The following is a 14,717-nucleotide window of genomic DNA, read 5'->3' on the forward strand; positions in this document are numbered from 1 at the left end:
CCCGCGCGGGAGGGTCAAGCGCGTCGTCGCCCCCCAAATCTTCCCCGCTTCCCTTGACCTTCCCATGATGGAAACCCCTTCTCTTGTGCCGAGCTAGAGGGGCAATCGCATGGACCAGGGCATCCTCGAACACCCATCCAGGAGTTCCACCGACAAATCGGCAACGCTGAATGTTAGCGTGACGGCGATGAGTTGCGCGTCCTGCGTTGGACGCGTCGAGCGGGCGATTGCCGGCGTGCCCGGGGTCGAGGCGGTTTCGGTCAATCTCGCCACCGAGCGCGCCTCCGTGACCACCGGCGCCGATTTCGACGCAAGCCGGCTGGCCGAAGCGCTGGCCGCGGCCGGCTACCCGCTTGCCACCGAGACCATCGACCTCGCCATCGGCGGCATGACTTGCGCGTCGTGCGTCGGGCGGGTCGAGCGCGCGCTGCGTGGCGTGCCCGGCGTACGGACCGCCGAGGTCAACCTCGCGACCGAGCGGGCGCGGGTGGAGGTCATAGCCGGGGCCGCCTCATCGGGCGCGCTGATCGCGGCCATCAGCCGCGCCGGCTACGAGGCGACGGCTGCCGAAACCGGTCACGCCGGGCATGGCGAGACCACGATCCGCGACCGCGCGGCACGGCGCGACGGGATCATGGCGGCACTCGCGCTGGTGTTCGCAGCACCACTGCTGCTGCCGATGCTGCTGGTGCCGCTCGGCATCGACGCGATGCTGCCCGGATGGGCGCAGCTCGCGCTCGCCAGTGTCGTGCAGGTGGTGTTCGGTGCGCGGTTCTACCGCGGCGCCTGGAAGGCCTTGCGCGGCGGCGCCGGCAACATGGATACGCTGGTCGCCCTCGGCACCAGTGCCGCCTTCGGGCTGAGCCTATGGGAACTGCTGGCGGGGCAAACCGGCCATCTGTATTTCGAGGCCTCGGCGGCCGTCGTCGCGCTGGTCCGGCTGGGCAAGTGGTTCGAGGGCCGGGCGCGCCGGCAAGCGGGTGCGGCGATCCGCGCGCTTGAGGACCTGCGCCCGGAGCGCGCGCGCGTGCGCCGTGGTGATGCTGAGCAGGGCTGGGGGGAGCAGGACATTGCCGCGGCCGAGCTGCGCCTGGGCGACCTGCTGGTGATCCGGCCGGGTGAGCGGATCGCCGCCGACGGCCTCGTGCGCGAAGGCGCGGGCGGCGTCGACGAGAGCCTGCTGACCGGCGAGAGCCTGCCGGTGGCAAAGGAGCCCGGCAGCCGCATCGTCGGCGGCGCGCTCAATGGCGACGCCCTGCTCGTTGCGGAAGTGACCGCGACCGGCGCCGAGAGCCAGCTTGCCGCCATGGTGCGCCTGGTCGAGGATGCGCAGGCTGCCAAGCCACCGGTGCAACGGCTGGTGGACCGGGTCAGCGCCGTGTTCGTTCCGGTGGTGGTCGGCATCGCCGTCCTGACCTTCGTCGGCTGGTGGCTCGCGGGTGCCGGTCTCACCGTCGCCGCGGTGAATGCGGTCGCGGTGCTGGTGATCGCCTGCCCCTGCGCGCTGGGTCTCGCGACACCGGCGGCGATCATGGTCGGCACCGGTGCTGCCGCGCGACACGGCATCCTGATCCGTGACCCGGCCGCCCTGGAGCAGGCGCGCACGATCCGTACCGTGGTGTTCGACAAGACCGGCACCCTGACCGCGGGGCACCCGGAGCTGGTGGCGATGACGCCGACGGCGGGTATCGATGCCGACGCGCTGCTGCGCCTCGCGGCGGCCCTGCAGGCCGGCAGCGAGCACCCACTGGCCAAGGCTGTGCTGGCCCGAGCCGAAGCGCTCAAGGTGCCGCGTGCGATTGACGTGCAGGCGCTGCCGGGCCGCGGCGTGCAAGGGCAGGTCGAGGGCCGCGTGCTCCGCCTTGGCAGCGACCGTCTGATACGCGAGGCGGGGGTCACGTTGCAGCCGCTGGCCGACGAAGCGAGCAGCTTGCAACGCGACGGCCGCACCGTGTCCTACCTCGCCGAAGGGCCGCGCCTGCTCGGCCTGCTCGGCTTCGGCGACGCGGCCAAGCCAGGTGCTGCTGAGGCGGTGGCAATCCTTCGCCGACGCGGGCTGCATGTCGTGCTGCTTACCGGCGACAACCAGGGTGCCGCCGACGCCGCCGCCCGCGCGCTCGGCATCGAGGATGTGAGCGCCGGCGCCCTGCCCGCCGACAAGGCCGAAATGATCGCACGCTTGCGCGAACGCGGGCCGGTGGCGATGGTCGGCGACGGGGTCAACGATGCAGCCGCTCTTGCCGCCGCCGACCTGGGTTTAGCAATGTCGACAGGCACAGACGTTGCCGCCGCCGCCGCCGGCATCACCCTGATGCGCGGCGACCCGCGGCTGGTGCCGGCCGCCCTGGATATTTCGTCACGCACCTTCCAGCGCATCCGCCAGGGCCTGTTCTGGGCGTTCGCCTACAATGTGGTCGGCATTCCTTTGGCGGCCTCCGGCCTGCTCAGCCCGGTGGTGGCGGGGGCGGCGATGGCCTTCTCCAGCGTCAGTGTCGTCGGCAGCGCACTGCTGCTCCGGCGCTGGCGGCCGCAGAGCCTTGCATGAGGAGGTGCGCATGAATATCGGCGAGGCGTCCGCCGCCTCCGGGGTTTCGGCCAAGATGATCCGCTATTACGAGCGCATCGGCCTGATCGACAAGGCCGGCCGCACCCGGACGGGATATCGCGCCTATGCACCAGCAGACATAGAGACCCTGCGCTTCGTCTCCCGCGCGCGCAGCCTCGGCTTCTCGGTGGGACAGATGCGCGACCTGCTGGCACTCTGGCGCGACGACAAGCGGGCGAGTGCCGACGTCAAGCGGCTGGCCCTGGCGCACGTCGCGACCCTGGACACCAAGGCGCGCGAAATCGCCGAGATGAGCCGGGCGCTGCGCGACCTTGCCGAACGGTGCGACGGCGACCACCGGCCAAGCTGTCCGATCATCGACGACCTCGCGCGTGTCCTGCTTTCCGTCGATCAGCCCGGCCTCCTGGCCGCGGGACCAGAGTGATCTCCGTCTGGCGGCGCGACCCTGCCGACGTCACCCGGCAACCGCCCTCGGAAGGCTGCCTCTTGATGGCGGCCATCGCGTTCGGCATCGGCAGTCTGCTGGCCGGCTGTTCGGCCTCGACGCCCTCGGCAAGGAAAGGCTCCGGGGTCGGCCCGGTGTCCATCGACAGCCTGCGGTCATTGCCTTGATCGTTGCGACCAGATCCGTCGCGGACCCCACCAGTTGCGCCGCCTCCGCATCACGTTCTCCGCGCGTGCTCCCAGCGACTACATCGTTTCCTTGACGCCGATCCTGATCAGCCACCAGTTCATTGGATAGGCGGTGGCGAAGCCGCACAGCATCGCGATCTGCATCATGAACCAGAACTCGACATGGTTCGCGGTGAGCCTGACCCCGAGCAGGGCGCCGAACAGATAGAAATAGGCGATGGCCATAAAACCATACATGCCCAGCTGCCATGATGTGAGCGACAGCGTGTCGGCCTTGATCGCCGCCCAGATGCCCGGGCCGAGCGACAGCCCGCGCATCGGTGCGATCGTAAAATATTGGAAGACGATGCCGAAGGCATAGGCGAACAGGTAGTCCACGATCCAGGTCGCGAAGATTTCTTCGCCGAAGAGGCTGTGCCAGCCGCACCAGACCGCGACCGTGGGAACAAGAAACACCAGCCATTCTGCGCAGATGTCACCGAGCGTGCAGCCGCTGCCACAATGCAGGGCGCCGTTGGCAACCTTGATCGCGTGCGGTGTGAGCTTGCTGCTTGGCATCTCCTCGTCGCGTTGCATGGCGGCATGGGCGCGCGAATGCTCCGCCAGACGCCCATAGGTGAAATACTGCCAGACCACCCAGACCGTCCCGAACAGAGCGGTCACCGGCCAGACGACGCTCATGATCCACATATGCTGCGGATGCCGGATCACGTCGACGGCGATGATGACGGCGCAGAGGCCGCCCAACACCAGGAAGGCGATCGAGAGGTCGTGCAGCCAGGCCGGGATCATAACGGCTGCTCGGCAGCCAAGAGGCGGGGCTTGCAAGCGGGAGCAAAGTCTTTCATCTGGATCATGGTCCTGTCTTGGCAGCGCAAGCGGCCTTGTTCCGGCCAGCCAACTCGGAGCAGCGTGATCGGTTTCAGCCCCAAATCCGCAGTCCGCCGACAAGCATCGCGCCCGGCACGTCGCCATTGCTCCCATTCGCCCAACCTGGAGTTGAGCGATTTCATTGCCGCTCCGCCACGGAATCCGAGCCACTACGCAGGCCGAGGGCGGCACCCGCTCCCGCACCGGCCCGACCTGAAGCGCACGCAACCGGATAGGGGATTGGCACGCTGGAGGGGTCTAGCCCGAGGTTGCGCTGCGCCATCCGCGGCCGCATGTGAACCGCCTGGGCACGGAGGAGAGCAAACATGGCCGACACCACTTTGCATTCCGGCACAATCTCCGGCGATCTGTTGATTGCGGGACATGCCGAGCGCGGCACAGGCGGGGTGCTGCGCGGTGTTGATGCGAGCAGCGGCGCGGCCCTCGAGCCCGGCTTCGGCGGCGCCTCAAAAGCCCAGCTCGATGCCGCCTGCGCCGCCGCGTGGGAGGCCTTCGATGCCTACCGCGAGACCGGCCTTGAGCAGCGCGCGGCATTCCTCGAACACATCGCCGGCAACATCCTCGAGCTCGGCGATGCGCTGATCGACCGCTGCGTCGCCGAGACCGGGCTGCCGCGGCCGCGCATCGAAGGCGAGCGTGCCCGCACGGCGGGACAGTTGCGCCTGTTTGCCGGCGTGCTGCGCGACGGCGGCTTCCTTGATCTGCGGATAGACCCCGCGCAACCCGACCGCAAGCCGCTGCCGCGCGTCGATCTGCGGCTGCGCAATATCGCCATTGGCCCGGTCGCGGTGTTCGGCGCCAGCAACTTTCCGCTCGCTTTTTCAGTGGCCGGCGGCGACACCGCCTCGGCGCTGGCCGCTGGCTGCCCGGTTATTGTCAAGGCGCACGAGGCGCACCCGGGCACCTCGGAACTGGTCGGTGGCGCCATCGCCGAGGCCGTCTCCGCGTGCGGCCTGCCGGGTGGCGTATTCTCGCTGATCTTTGCCGAGGACCGTGCCATCGCGCAGGCGCTGGTCGCCGATCCCCGCATCAAGGCGGTCGGGTTCACCGGCTCGCGCGCCGGCGGCTTGGCGCTGATGAAGATTGCCCAGGAGCGCCACGAACCGATCCCGGTCTATGCCGAGATGAGCAGCATCAACCCGGTCATCCTGTTCGAGGGCGCGCTCGCCGAGCGGGCGGCGGCGATCGCCCCAGCCTTTGCCGCGGCATTGTCGATGGGGGCGGGCCAGTTCTGCACCAACCCCGGCCTGATCCTGGCGATCGACGGCCCCGGCCTCGACCGCTTCCTCGGCGCCGCCGCCGAGGCGGTGGCAGCGTTGCCGGGTGCGGGGATGCTGACACCAGGCATCCACGCCGCCTACGATCGTGCCACCGCCAGCCTGGCCGCGCATTCGCAGGTGGCGACTCTGGCGCGCGGCAAGACCGGCGGCACCTATGCCTGCCAGGCCGCCTTGTTCTCCACGACGGCCGTCGATTTCCTGGCGCATCGCACTCTGCAGGAGGAGGTGTTCGGCGCTGCCTCGCTCGTCGTGCGCTGCGCCGACATCGGCTCGCTGCACAAGGTGATCGAGGCGCTGGAAGGCCAGCTCACCGTCTCGCTGCATCTGGCCGAGTCCGACATCGAGAACGCCCGCCTGCTGATGCCGCTGCTCGAGCGCAAGGTCGGCCGCATCCTCGCCGGCGGCTTCGGCACTGGGGTTGAGGTGGGTCATGCGATGGTGCATGGCGGACCGTATCCGGCGACCTCGGACGGACGCAGCACGTCGGTGGGCTCATTGGCTATCCATCGCTTCCTGCGGCCGGTCAGCTATCAGGACCTGCCGCAGGCGCTATTGCCGGAGGCGCTGCACGACGGCAATCCGTTGGCACTACCGCGCCTCCTCGACGGCAAGGCGGCCGCCGGCTGAGTACCAAACCTTTCCCCGAAACAAGCAGCCATCGGGGATGCCTTTTCGGCAAGTCCGCTCCCGTTTTCTGCACCATTCGTTAACTAACTTCAACTAAAACCGTATGTGGCCAGTTTTGGCCCGGGCAGTTCCAGGGGTGACGTGTGGGAATGGATCGCGTACGCGTCTTCCTGTCGCTGTTCACGGTGCAGTCCGACGATGCCGAACTCGTCCTGTCGCAATATCGCGCCGTAGCGCGACAGGTCCCGCTGCTCTACTCCATGCTCGTGCTCAACACGCTTGCTCTGGCCGCGACCCATCTGCGGTCATCGCCACCTGTTCTTACCCTGCTGCTGCCGGGCTTGTTCGTGTTGGCAAGCCTGGCTCGCGCGGCTCGATGGCGGCATGGTGGGAAGCATCTGATTGACGCTCCGGCGGCCCTGCGGGCGCTGCGCAACACAAGCTGGTTTGCACCGATCCTTGGCGTATCGTGCCTCGCATGGGCGCTGGCCCTGTATCCTTATGGCGATGATTTCGCCAAGGCCCAGGTCGTCTATTACATCTCGATTACCGCCATCGCCTGCCTGTTCTGCCTGGTCCACCTACGATCGGCTGCCTTCCTGGTGACGCTGACGGTGGGTACGCCGTCGATCATCTTCTTCGCGCTTACCGACCAACCCGTACTGATTGCCATATCCGTCAATTTCCTGCTCGTTTCGATCTGCATGGTCACGGTGCTGTTGCGTCAATATCGCGACTTCATTTCTCTGAACGATTCCAGAAGACATCTGCTCGCGCGGCAGATCGAGACGCAGCGTCTGAGCGATGCCAACTTGCGCCTTGCCGCGATCGATACGCTTACGGGGCTGCCGAACCGCCGCGGCTTCTTCTCCGATCTTGATGTCGTCCTAAGCCGACACCAGGATAGCGAGGCTGCGATCGCTGTCGGGCTGATCGATCTCGACGGATTCAAGGCAATCAACGATATGTATGGCCATGCCGCCGGCGACGCCCTGCTGCGGGAGGTGGGCCTGCGCATCGGCGCCGTTGCCACCCCGGACCGATGCTTCGCCCGGCTCGGAGGCGATGAGTTCGGGTTCATCCTCACCGATTGCGATGACACGGAAATCCAGGCATTCGCCACAGCCCTTTGCCTGTCCTTGCGCGCATCCTACGACTTGCCGATGGTGAGCGCGGAAATCGCCGCCTCGGTCGGCATTGCGGTGTTCCCGCGCTGCGGCCGCACGGCGGCGCAGCTCTTCGAGCGCGCCGATTATGCGCTGTATCACGCCAAGCAGAACCAACGCGGCGACGCGGTACTGTTCTCGGAGGTCCACCAGACCGAAATTCGCGCAGCGGCACGTTGCGAGCAGGCGCTGCGCCACGCCGACCTGGAGACGGAACTTTCCCTGCATTTCCAGCCCATCGTCGATGTCGCCACCGGTGCGACAGTGGCATTCGAATGCCTCGCGCGCTGGACCAGTCCCGAGTTGGGGGTGGTGCAACCTGCTGACTTCATCAAGGTGGCCGAACGGTCCGACCTCATCAACCGGCTTACCGCGGTGCTGCTGCGAAAGGCGCTCGCCGCCGCGCGGAGCTGGCCGGAACCGATGCGTATTGCCTTCAACCTGTCCGTGCGCGACATCGCCTCCGAGGAGTCCGTGCGCCGGATTTGCGAGATCGTGCGCGAAAGCGGGATTGCCCCCGCCCGCATCGATCTGGAGATCACCGAGACGGCGGTGATGCGGGACTTTGAGCAGGCCCGCCAGGCGCTACTGTCGCTGAAAGAGCTCGGTGTCGAGATCGCGCTGGATGATTTCGGCACCGGCTACTCCAGCCTGAGCTACGTCCACCGCCTGCCATTCGACAAGATCAAGGTCGACCGCAGCTTCACCGCCGATGTCGAGACCGATCCGGTCTGCCTGAATATCGTCAAGAGCGTGCTGGATCTGTGTCGCAACCTCAAGCTTCGCTGCGTCGTCGAAGGTCTGGAAACGGCGGCCCAGGTGAATTCCCTCAAGACGGTCGGGGGCGCCTTGATGCAGGGATACTTCTTCGCACGGCCGATGCCCGCCGAGCGCGTCCTCGCGTTCCTCGACAAACACCCCAGTACGGCGCCGAAGCCACCAAGCCGCCGGGAACAATGGTCTGGCAAGGCGTCAGGGCGGCAACGCCAGCCGGTGTCATTGATCGGCTAGATGTTTAGTCCCGGCACTTGGTCAGCCGGCGCGCGGGCCGAACAGGATCAGCGCGGCGCCGGCCAGGCAGACCGCCCCGCCCGCCAGATCCCAGCGATCCGGCCGCACGCCCTCGACGCGCCAGAGCCACAGCAGGGAGGCTATGATGTAGATGCCGCCATACGCGGCATAGGCGCGGCCGGCCTGGGCCGTGTCGATACGCGTGAGCAGCCCCGCGAAGGCCGCCAGGGACACCATCCCGGGAGCCACCCACCACGCCGAATACCCAAGCCGCAGCCATGCCCAGAAGCTGAAGCATCCGGCCAGCTCGGCAAGAGCGGCCACGGCATAGACGGCGTAGTCTGTCATCGGTGCGCCCAGGCTCGATTGTGCGCCATCGTATACGACGGCACACGTGCGGGACTGCGCGCACCGATGCCGTTGCATACAGAGCGCGGGACGAAGGCGACACGTAGACTATGCTCGATCCCGCGGCCTGAGCGACCTCAGCGCCAGGTGATCTCGACCCTGCGGTCCTTCGGCTGGCGGCCTTGGGCCGGCACCGGCGGATCGGAGACGCCTTTGGCGAGCACCTGCAGGCGCTCGACCGGAATGCCGCGTGCGACGAGAGCCCGCACCACCTGATCGGCGCGCTCCTGCGACAACCTCAGGTTCAGTCCTGGCGGCCCGGTCGGGTCAGCCGATCCCGCGACCACCATGACGATCGGCTTGCCCTCGTCGTAAAGGCGCGAGGCGCGATCGAGATAGGCTTCGTCCTGAGGCCGGATCGCGCTGCTGCCGCTGGCAAAATAGAGGTCGATGGCGTCTGGGGCCTTGGCACTTGCCGCGCTCCCGATGCAGCTGGCGCCGAGCAGTGCCGCGGCGCCGAACAGAACCGTACGATCATACATCTATTCCGAACTCCCTGGTTGTCACTCCGCCGAGCCGACGAAGACTCCGATCTCGCCGGGTCGGTTGAGGGTGGACCCACGCGCCGGTTGCGGCGATGAGAAATGCAGGTTTTTGGCAAGAGCCGCCGCCGCAGCCTGGTCCTGGGCAAATCCAAAGGAAACCGCCGGTCTGCTGTCGGTCGAAGGCAACGGGCCCGCGGCGAGAATACCCGCCTTGCGCAGTCGGGACAGGATACGCGTCGCGGTCGCAGCGGCCTGCATGTCGCCACGCCGGTAGCGCACCGTGACGTGCAGGGCAACATCGCCGCCGATCGGGACGGCGTGCGGCGGTGATGGTGATGGCTTGCTCGGCGGCGGCTTCGGCGTAAGCGGCGCCACCGTGGGCGCTACCGGAGGTGCCGCCGGAGCGGGTGCCGCCGACATGGTTGTCGCTGGTGCGATCGGCCGTGGCAGCGTGGGGGCTGGCACGATCTTCGGGGCGGGAGCGATGACACTCCAGGCATAGGTCAGGCTGGCCACGGCAATGGCGCAGGCCGCCCAGGCGGCGGTAGCCCGCGTCGGCGCCCGTTTGGTGATCCGGTCGGGCGGCGAGATCAGGCGTGGCGGCGGCAGCCACGTCCCCGGCCGTGCCAGACCCTGCGGTCCCCCACCTTGGCGTGGATCGAACGGTCTGGGCGCGGGCTTGGCGGCGTGCTCCGGCAGGCATGCGGCGAGTTCGGGGACCAGTCTGAAATGCGCCGCCGCATCGTCCCATAATGCCCCGCGCCCGGCCTCGCGCAGCAGCGACTGCATTGCGGGCTCTGCGAGCAGGAGGATGTGCAGGACCGGCTCGCCGGCGCGGCTCAGAGCCGCCAGCGCCAACAATCGACGCAACATTGCGACGTCCAGCGCCTCGGCCTTGTCGATCAGCAGAACCACCGATCTGCCGGCGCCCCCCTGCATGGCATCGCGTATGGAGTCGTGCAGGGCGCTTAGCGACCGAAGCGGCGCCAACCGTTCAAGCGTGACAAAATCCGCAGCCTTGAGCCGTTGCACGATGGCCCTGCGCAGCGTTGAAGCGACCCCGCCGGGGCTGCTGACCAGGACGAAGCCATGACCGACCGCGACCGCCGCCAGCACCCGTGCCGGGACGTCGCGGTTGAACGCCGCCATCCACGAGGATAGCCGGATGATCTCCGGTGCATCGAGGGCAAATGCAGGCGTGCGGGTGATGGTTGTCGTCATACGTATTCGGAAATACGCGCGCTGGATGTAAGTAGATTATCCCTAACGGCTTTCTCACGTGCGCGCCAGAGCTTGTGATCAGAACCTGTGATCACGGGAACGGCGCGACGGCGGGTGCTGCGCACGCCCGCTCGTTGAAGCCGATCTCATCGAGCCGCAAGCCCGTGCCCTGTTGCGTGTCGGCTTTCGCGCCGGCGCCGACCAGGCGATGATCCGTCACCAGCTACCTCATTTTACCTATAAGACGAGACGCATGAGCGCTTTGATTGCCACTCTGACGATGAACCCGACCATCGACGTCGCCGCCCAGGCGCAACGGGTGCGGCCGACGCACAAGCTGCGCACCTTCGCCGAACGCCAGGATCCGGGAGGCGGCGGCGTCAACGTGGCCAGCGTTGTGCATGCGCTCGGCGGTCGCTCGCTGGCGCTGATCATGGCCGGCGGCGCTTCCGGGCGGCTGCTCGAGGAACTGCTCGACGATGCTGGTGTCGCGCGCAGGACGGTGGCGATCGCCGGCCGCACCCGTACCAGCCACACTGTGGTCGATGCCTCCAACGGCTATGAATATCGTTTCATCGCCCAGGGCCCGACCGTCACTGAGTCGGAGTGGACCGCGATGCTGGACACCATCGGCGGGGTCGAGGCGGGTTGGCTGATCGCCAGCGGCAGCCTGCCGCCCGGCGTGCCGGAGGATTTCTACGCCCGTCTTGCCGCCGCCGCCGGGCATCGTGGCAGCCGCTTCGTGCTCGACACCTCAGGTCCGGCGTTGCGCGCGGGGCTTGCCGGCGGTGGCGTCGAGCTGGTGAAATCGAGCCTGACCGAGCTTGAGAGCGTTGCCGGCCGCAAGCTCGCCGACGAGGCGGCGCAGCAGGCCGCAGCCACGCATATCGTGCGCAGCGGCCGCGCCCGCATGGTCGCGCTCACCTTGGGCGAAAAAGGCGCGCTGCTGGTCTGGGAGGAGGGCGCGCTGCGGTTGCCGGCGCTGGATGTCGTGGTCAACGGCACGGTCGGCGCCGGCGACAGCTTCCTCGCCGGAATGGTGATGGCGCTCGCCGAAGGCCGCGAGCCGGCCGACGCCTTCGCCTGGGGTGTCGCCGCGGGTGCCGCCGCGGTCACCGTGCCCGGAACCGCGCATCCCGAGCGCAACACCGTCGAGCGGCTGCGCGGTCTCATCCTGGTGCCGCACAGCCTCAGCGCCAACGGCACGGCGCTGAACGTTTAGCCGCCGGCGCCCCGCCTCAGCCAAGTGTGCGCAGCAGCCTCCCCTGGGTGTGCAGCAACGCCGGATCGTCGGGCGCGCGCGGGATCGAGCCAGGGACGACGATCGGCGCCGACAGCCGCGCCGGATTGCCCGACAGCACCACGAGCTGGTGACCGAGCCGGCAGGCCTCCATCGGGTCGTGGGTGATCAGCAGCACGGTGCGGCCTTCGAGCAGTTCGGCCGCGAGGTTCTGGATGCGGGTGCGGGTGAAGCTGTCGAGGGCGGAGAACGGCTCGTCCATCAGCACGATCGGCCGGTCCTCGTAGAGCGTGCGCGCGATCGCGACGCGCTGGCGCATGCCGCCGGAGAGCGCCGCCGGCAGCGCGCGCAGGCTACCCCCAAGCCCGACCTGTTCGAGCAGCGCCGCCGCGCGCGCGGGCTCTGGCACCTGCCCGCGCAGTCGCGCGCCGAGCATGACGTTGTCGACCACCCGAAGCCACGGATAGAGCAGGTCCTGCTGGCCCATATAGGCGATGCGGCCGGCGAGTGGCGCGCCGTCGCCGGCGGCTACCCGCCCGCTGGCGGGGGCCTGCAGGCCGGCCGCGATTTTCAGCAGTCCGGTCTTGCCGACGCCGCTCGGGCCCAGCAGCGCGATGCAGCGTCCGCCCGGCACCTCCAGGCTGAGATCCTCGAAGATCGTCCGCCCGCCATGCCGCAGGGCAAGCCGGTTCAGACACAAACTGGGGCAGACCATGTCGATTTGTAGCGGCACGGCAAAGCTTTTGCGACAGTCGCCGCGAAAGCGCCGACGCAACGAATGACGCGGTGTTTCCGGGCTTGCGCTTCTGCTAGACCCTCAGCGCGATGGTAGCGGCTTTTCTGTCCTGGTGGACGCGGCAGATGCTCGACCTGATCCCCGAGCGCTTCGCGCGCCGGGATCCGGCGAGCGTCAATGCCATCGTGGCAACCCCCGAGGGCCACGATAAGGCAGCGCCTGGCGCGACAACTGGTGCGACCTTGGGCGCGGTGCGCCTGTCGCTGCGTCGGGACGGCCACGAACAGCAGGCCGGCCGGCACGAGCCGGGGCAGGCGGTGCTGCCGCATTTGCTCGCCGAAAACCCCGGCCTGCCGCTGCTGCTGCGGCTGCCGCCCGACAGCCTGCTCAGCCGCGACGTCACCCTGCCGCTCGCCGCCGAAGCCGGCTTCGAGCGGGTGCTGCACTATGAGATGGACCGGCTGACGCCGTTCGCCGCAGATGACGTGTTCTGGTCGGCGCGTGTATTGCGTCGCAACAAGGACAGTGGGCGGCTCGATCTGCGTCTGTCGCTGGTGCCGCGTGCCTGGCTTGCCGCCCCGCTGGAGACGCTCGCGGAGGCTGGCGGCCGCCTGACCGCTCTCGAGGTGGCGGGCGGGGCTTCGGTGCAGCGGATCGCCGTCGCCCACGAACCCGGCCGCGCGCGTCTGCGTGAGCGCCGCCTGCTGCTCGGCGCGGCCGGGCTGTGCGCCGCACTGGCGCTGGTTGCCATCGTGCTGCCGTTCGTGCTGCAATCGGTGGAGTCCGCGGCGACTGAAAGCCGGATCCCTGGCTTGCAGCCGCGGGTCGACGTGGTGGAAGCGCTGCGCCGGCGCCTGCGCACCGCCGCCGCCGGTGCGGACACCATCGCCGATGCGCGCCGCCGGGTTGGCGATACGCTCGCGGTGCTGGCGGCGCTGACCCGCGTGCTGCCCGACGACACCTATCTGACCGACGTGACGTTGCGCGACGGGATCGTCACCCTAACCGGCGAGTCCGCGGGCGCGGTCAAGCTGATCCCCGCCCTCAGCGCCGATCCGACCTTTGTAGCACCTGCGTTTTCGGCGCCCGTCACCCGGATCGAGAGCAACAACTCGGACCTGTTCTCGATCCGCGCCCAGGTCGCGGGTGCCGGTACGTACCCTGGACCCGGGGACCCTGGGCACTGATGGCGAGCCCGAGCCTCCGCGCCCTGCCCGGCAGCCTGCCGACCGGCCGCAACGGCCGCCTGCTTGCCGTGCTGATCGCGCTGCTGGTGCTGGCCGTGCTCTGGCTGGCCATCGCGCTGCCGCTGCTCGACTGGCATGCGACCCGGGCCGAGGCGCTGGCGGAGCGTCGGGCGCTGGCCGACCGCATGACGCTGCTGGTGGCCAGGCTGCCGGCCATGCAGGCGCGGGCGCAGGCTTTGCGCGCTCCCGGGCGCGCCGGCGCCACCGCCCTGATTGCCGGCAACAGCGACGCCGTGGCGAGTGCCGAGATTCAGGAGAAGGTGGCGTCCCTGGCCTCCTCGCTCGGGCTCAGCCTGGCGTCGACGGAGACCTTGGCGGCAGCCTCCGAGGGCAGCTATCGCCGGGTCGGCGTGCGGGTGTCGATGGATGCGGGCTTCGAGGTAGTGGTGCGCCTGCTTGGCGCGATCGAGGCGGCGCGGCCGAGCCTGCTGATCGACGACCTGCAGATCCACGGCACCCGGCTGCTCGGCCAGACCGGGGCGGCACCGCTTAATGTCGCGTTTACCGTTATCGGCTACCGCCGTCCCGATGCCGCAGAGAGCCGTCGTCCCGCCGCCGTCGATGGCGGCGACAGCGGGCCGCCGTGACCCGTCTGCCGCTGCTGGCCTTCGCTGCCCTCATCTGCGTGCTCGCGGGCTTGATCCTGCTGGAGGTCCGCGCCGGCGTGCCGCGCCATACCCTACCGGTCGTGGCAGCACTCCCGCCGCCGTCCACCCCCATCGCCGTGTCGGCCGGCGTTGCGGCACCCGCGCTACAGGAATGGACACAGACCATTCTCGCGCGGCCGCTGTTCAGCCCGTCGCGCCGCCCCGGTCACGCCGCCGCCGTCAGCACCGTCGTGCCGCGCCTGGCCGGGATCATCATCGATGCCAAGGGCGCCCGGGCGATCTTCGCCAGTCCTGGCGATGCGCGCGCGATCATCGTCGGCGCCGGCGCCCATGCCGGCCCCTATCTGATCCGCGCGGTGGCAGCGAGCGGGGTGTCCGTCATCGGCCCGAACGGACCACAAATGCTGCATCCGAGCTACGACCAGGACTCATCGGCGGGGGCTGCGTCACCCGCACCGCCATCCACCGGCACGCCTTCCATCCTCGACCTGTTGCGCGCACGCATGCGCTCGCAGGGTGGTCCGCATCTTGGGCCGCCGAACAGCGGCCCGGCGCCGATCTTCCCGCAAAATCGTCTCCAGAACCGACGGTGAATTAG

15 protein-coding genes are annotated in these 14,717 nt (G+C 68.7%); 9 read left to right on the plus strand and 6 right to left on the minus strand.

The genetic code is table 11. The annotated features are described in order from the left end of the window. Positions 1 to 109 precede the first annotated feature (109 nt). The 3 genes from ACQY4K_RS11745 (at position 110) to ACQY4K_RS11755 (ending at position 3,178) form a co-directional block, all read left to right on the plus strand. Positions 110 to 2,545 (plus strand): heavy metal translocating P-type ATPase, encoded by a 2,436-nt coding sequence (locus ACQY4K_RS11745; protein ID WP_428390391.1) that lies wholly within the window; start codon positions 110 to 112, stop codon positions 2,543 to 2,545. Between the two features lie 10 nt (positions 2,546 to 2,555). Continuing rightward, positions 2,556 to 2,990, plus strand: a complete 435-nt coding sequence (cueR, locus tag ACQY4K_RS11750; protein WP_428390392.1) for a Cu(I)-responsive transcriptional regulator — start codon at positions 2,556 to 2,558, stop codon at positions 2,988 to 2,990. Positions 2,991 to 3,055: 65 nt separating this feature from the next. Further along, complete coding sequence (locus tag ACQY4K_RS11755) at positions 3,056 to 3,178, plus strand: hypothetical protein (RefSeq protein ID WP_428390393.1); 123 nt, start codon at positions 3,056 to 3,058, stop codon at positions 3,176 to 3,178. A gap of 78 nt (positions 3,179 to 3,256) precedes the next feature. On the opposite strand, the gene ACQY4K_RS11760 is transcribed toward ACQY4K_RS11755, so the two are convergent. Then, the gene (locus ACQY4K_RS11760; protein WP_428390394.1) at positions 3,257 to 3,991 is read right to left on the minus strand and encodes a DUF4396 domain-containing protein; all 735 of its coding nucleotides are present in this window, start codon (positions 3,989 to 3,991) and stop codon (positions 3,257 to 3,259) included. A 404-nt stretch (positions 3,992 to 4,395) separates the two neighbouring features. On the opposite strand from ACQY4K_RS11760, the gene ACQY4K_RS11765 reads away from it, so the two are divergent. Beyond that, entirely contained in the window at positions 4,396 to 5,997 is a 1,602-nt protein-coding gene (locus ACQY4K_RS11765; RefSeq protein ID WP_428390395.1) for an aldehyde dehydrogenase (NADP(+)), read from the plus strand. A gap of 149 nt (positions 5,998 to 6,146) precedes the next feature. Then, on the plus strand, positions 6,147 to 8,174 hold the full coding sequence (locus tag ACQY4K_RS11770; protein WP_428390396.1) for a putative bifunctional diguanylate cyclase/phosphodiesterase: 2,028 nt from the start codon (positions 6,147 to 6,149) through the stop codon (positions 8,172 to 8,174). A 21-nt stretch (positions 8,175 to 8,195) separates the two neighbouring features. On the opposite strand, the gene ACQY4K_RS11775 is transcribed toward ACQY4K_RS11770, so the two are convergent. The 4 genes from ACQY4K_RS11775 to ACQY4K_RS11790 form a co-directional block, all read right to left on the minus strand. After that, positions 8,196 to 8,522, minus strand: a complete 327-nt coding sequence (locus ACQY4K_RS11775) for a YnfA family protein (protein WP_428390397.1) — start codon at positions 8,520 to 8,522, stop codon at positions 8,196 to 8,198. A 137-nt stretch (positions 8,523 to 8,659) separates the two neighbouring features. Continuing rightward, complete coding sequence (locus ACQY4K_RS11780) at positions 8,660 to 9,064, minus strand: OmpA family protein (protein WP_428390398.1); 405 nt, start codon at positions 9,062 to 9,064, stop codon at positions 8,660 to 8,662. A 21-nt stretch (positions 9,065 to 9,085) separates the two neighbouring features. After that, positions 9,086 to 10,288, minus strand: a complete 1,203-nt coding sequence (locus ACQY4K_RS11785; RefSeq protein ID WP_428390399.1) for a hypothetical protein — start codon at positions 10,286 to 10,288, stop codon at positions 9,086 to 9,088. A gap of 91 nt (positions 10,289 to 10,379) precedes the next feature. Then, the gene (locus ACQY4K_RS11790) at positions 10,380 to 10,508 is read right to left on the minus strand and encodes a hypothetical protein (RefSeq protein ID WP_428390400.1); all 129 of its coding nucleotides are present in this window, start codon (positions 10,506 to 10,508) and stop codon (positions 10,380 to 10,382) included. A gap of 33 nt (positions 10,509 to 10,541) precedes the next feature. On the opposite strand from ACQY4K_RS11790, the gene ACQY4K_RS11795 reads away from it, so the two are divergent. Then, positions 10,542 to 11,510, plus strand: a complete 969-nt coding sequence (locus ACQY4K_RS11795; protein WP_428390401.1) for a 1-phosphofructokinase family hexose kinase — start codon at positions 10,542 to 10,544, stop codon at positions 11,508 to 11,510. Positions 11,511 to 11,526: 16 nt separating this feature from the next. On the opposite strand, the gene ACQY4K_RS11800 is transcribed toward ACQY4K_RS11795, so the two are convergent. Continuing rightward, positions 11,527 to 12,243, minus strand: a complete 717-nt coding sequence (locus ACQY4K_RS11800) for an ABC transporter ATP-binding protein (RefSeq protein ID WP_428396091.1) — start codon at positions 12,241 to 12,243, stop codon at positions 11,527 to 11,529. A 146-nt stretch (positions 12,244 to 12,389) separates the two neighbouring features. On the opposite strand from ACQY4K_RS11800, the gene ACQY4K_RS11805 reads away from it, so the two are divergent. The 3 genes from ACQY4K_RS11805 to ACQY4K_RS11815 are packed head-to-tail and all read left to right on the plus strand — an operon-like array spanning position 12,390 to position 14,712. Continuing rightward, entirely contained in the window at positions 12,390 to 13,451 is a 1,062-nt protein-coding gene (locus tag ACQY4K_RS11805) for a PilN domain-containing protein (RefSeq protein WP_428390402.1), read from the plus strand. Next, positions 13,451 to 14,098 (plus strand): type II secretion system protein GspM, encoded by a 648-nt coding sequence (gspM, locus tag ACQY4K_RS11810; RefSeq protein ID WP_428390403.1) that lies wholly within the window; start codon positions 13,451 to 13,453, stop codon positions 14,096 to 14,098. The genes ACQY4K_RS11805 and gspM overlap by 1 nt, the downstream gene beginning before the upstream one ends. After that, positions 14,095 to 14,712 carry a hypothetical protein gene (locus ACQY4K_RS11815; protein ID WP_428390404.1) on the plus strand — a complete coding sequence of 206 codons (618 nt, stop codon included), beginning with the start codon at positions 14,095 to 14,097 and terminating at the stop codon, positions 14,710 to 14,712. The genes gspM and ACQY4K_RS11815 overlap by 4 nt, the downstream gene beginning before the upstream one ends. Positions 14,713 to 14,717 lie beyond the last annotated feature (5 nt).

This window comes from Lichenicoccus sp., from assembly GCF_965276875.1.
GTDB lineage: Bacteria > Pseudomonadota > Alphaproteobacteria > Acetobacterales > Acetobacteraceae > Lichenicoccus.

Bases quoted from the DNA above. Each gene is read 5' to 3' on its own strand.
- ACQY4K_RS11745 (WP_428390391.1), top strand. From the start codon at position 110: ATGGACCAGGGCATCCTCGAACACCCATCCAGGAGTTCCACCGACAAA.
- ACQY4K_RS11770 (WP_428390396.1), top strand. From the start codon at position 6,147: ATGGATCGCGTACGCGTCTTCCTGTCGCTGTTCACGGTGCAGTCCGAC.
- gspM (WP_428390403.1), top strand. From the start codon at position 13,451: ATGGCGAGCCCGAGCCTCCGCGCCCTGCCCGGCAGCCTGCCGACCGGC.
- cueR (WP_428390392.1), top strand. From the start codon at position 2,556: ATGAATATCGGCGAGGCGTCCGCCGCCTCCGGGGTTTCGGCCAAGATG.
- ACQY4K_RS11795 (WP_428390401.1), top strand. From the start codon at position 10,542: ATGAGCGCTTTGATTGCCACTCTGACGATGAACCCGACCATCGACGTC.
- ACQY4K_RS11775 (WP_428390397.1), bottom strand. From the start codon at position 8,522: ATGACAGACTACGCCGTCTATGCCGTGGCCGCTCTTGCCGAGCTGGCC.
- ACQY4K_RS11805 (WP_428390402.1), top strand. From the start codon at position 12,390: ATGCTCGACCTGATCCCCGAGCGCTTCGCGCGCCGGGATCCGGCGAGC.
- ACQY4K_RS11755 (WP_428390393.1), top strand. From the start codon at position 3,056: ATGGCGGCCATCGCGTTCGGCATCGGCAGTCTGCTGGCCGGCTGTTCG.
- ACQY4K_RS11785 (WP_428390399.1), bottom strand. From the start codon at position 10,288: ATGACGACAACCATCACCCGCACGCCTGCATTTGCCCTCGATGCACCG.
- ACQY4K_RS11760 (WP_428390394.1), bottom strand. From the start codon at position 3,991: ATGATCCCGGCCTGGCTGCACGACCTCTCGATCGCCTTCCTGGTGTTG.
- ACQY4K_RS11800 (WP_428396091.1), bottom strand. From the start codon at position 12,243: ATGGTCTGCCCCAGTTTGTGTCTGAACCGGCTTGCCCTGCGGCATGGC.
- ACQY4K_RS11780 (WP_428390398.1), bottom strand. From the start codon at position 9,064: ATGTATGATCGTACGGTTCTGTTCGGCGCCGCGGCACTGCTCGGCGCC.
- ACQY4K_RS11765 (WP_428390395.1), top strand. From the start codon at position 4,396: ATGGCCGACACCACTTTGCATTCCGGCACAATCTCCGGCGATCTGTTG.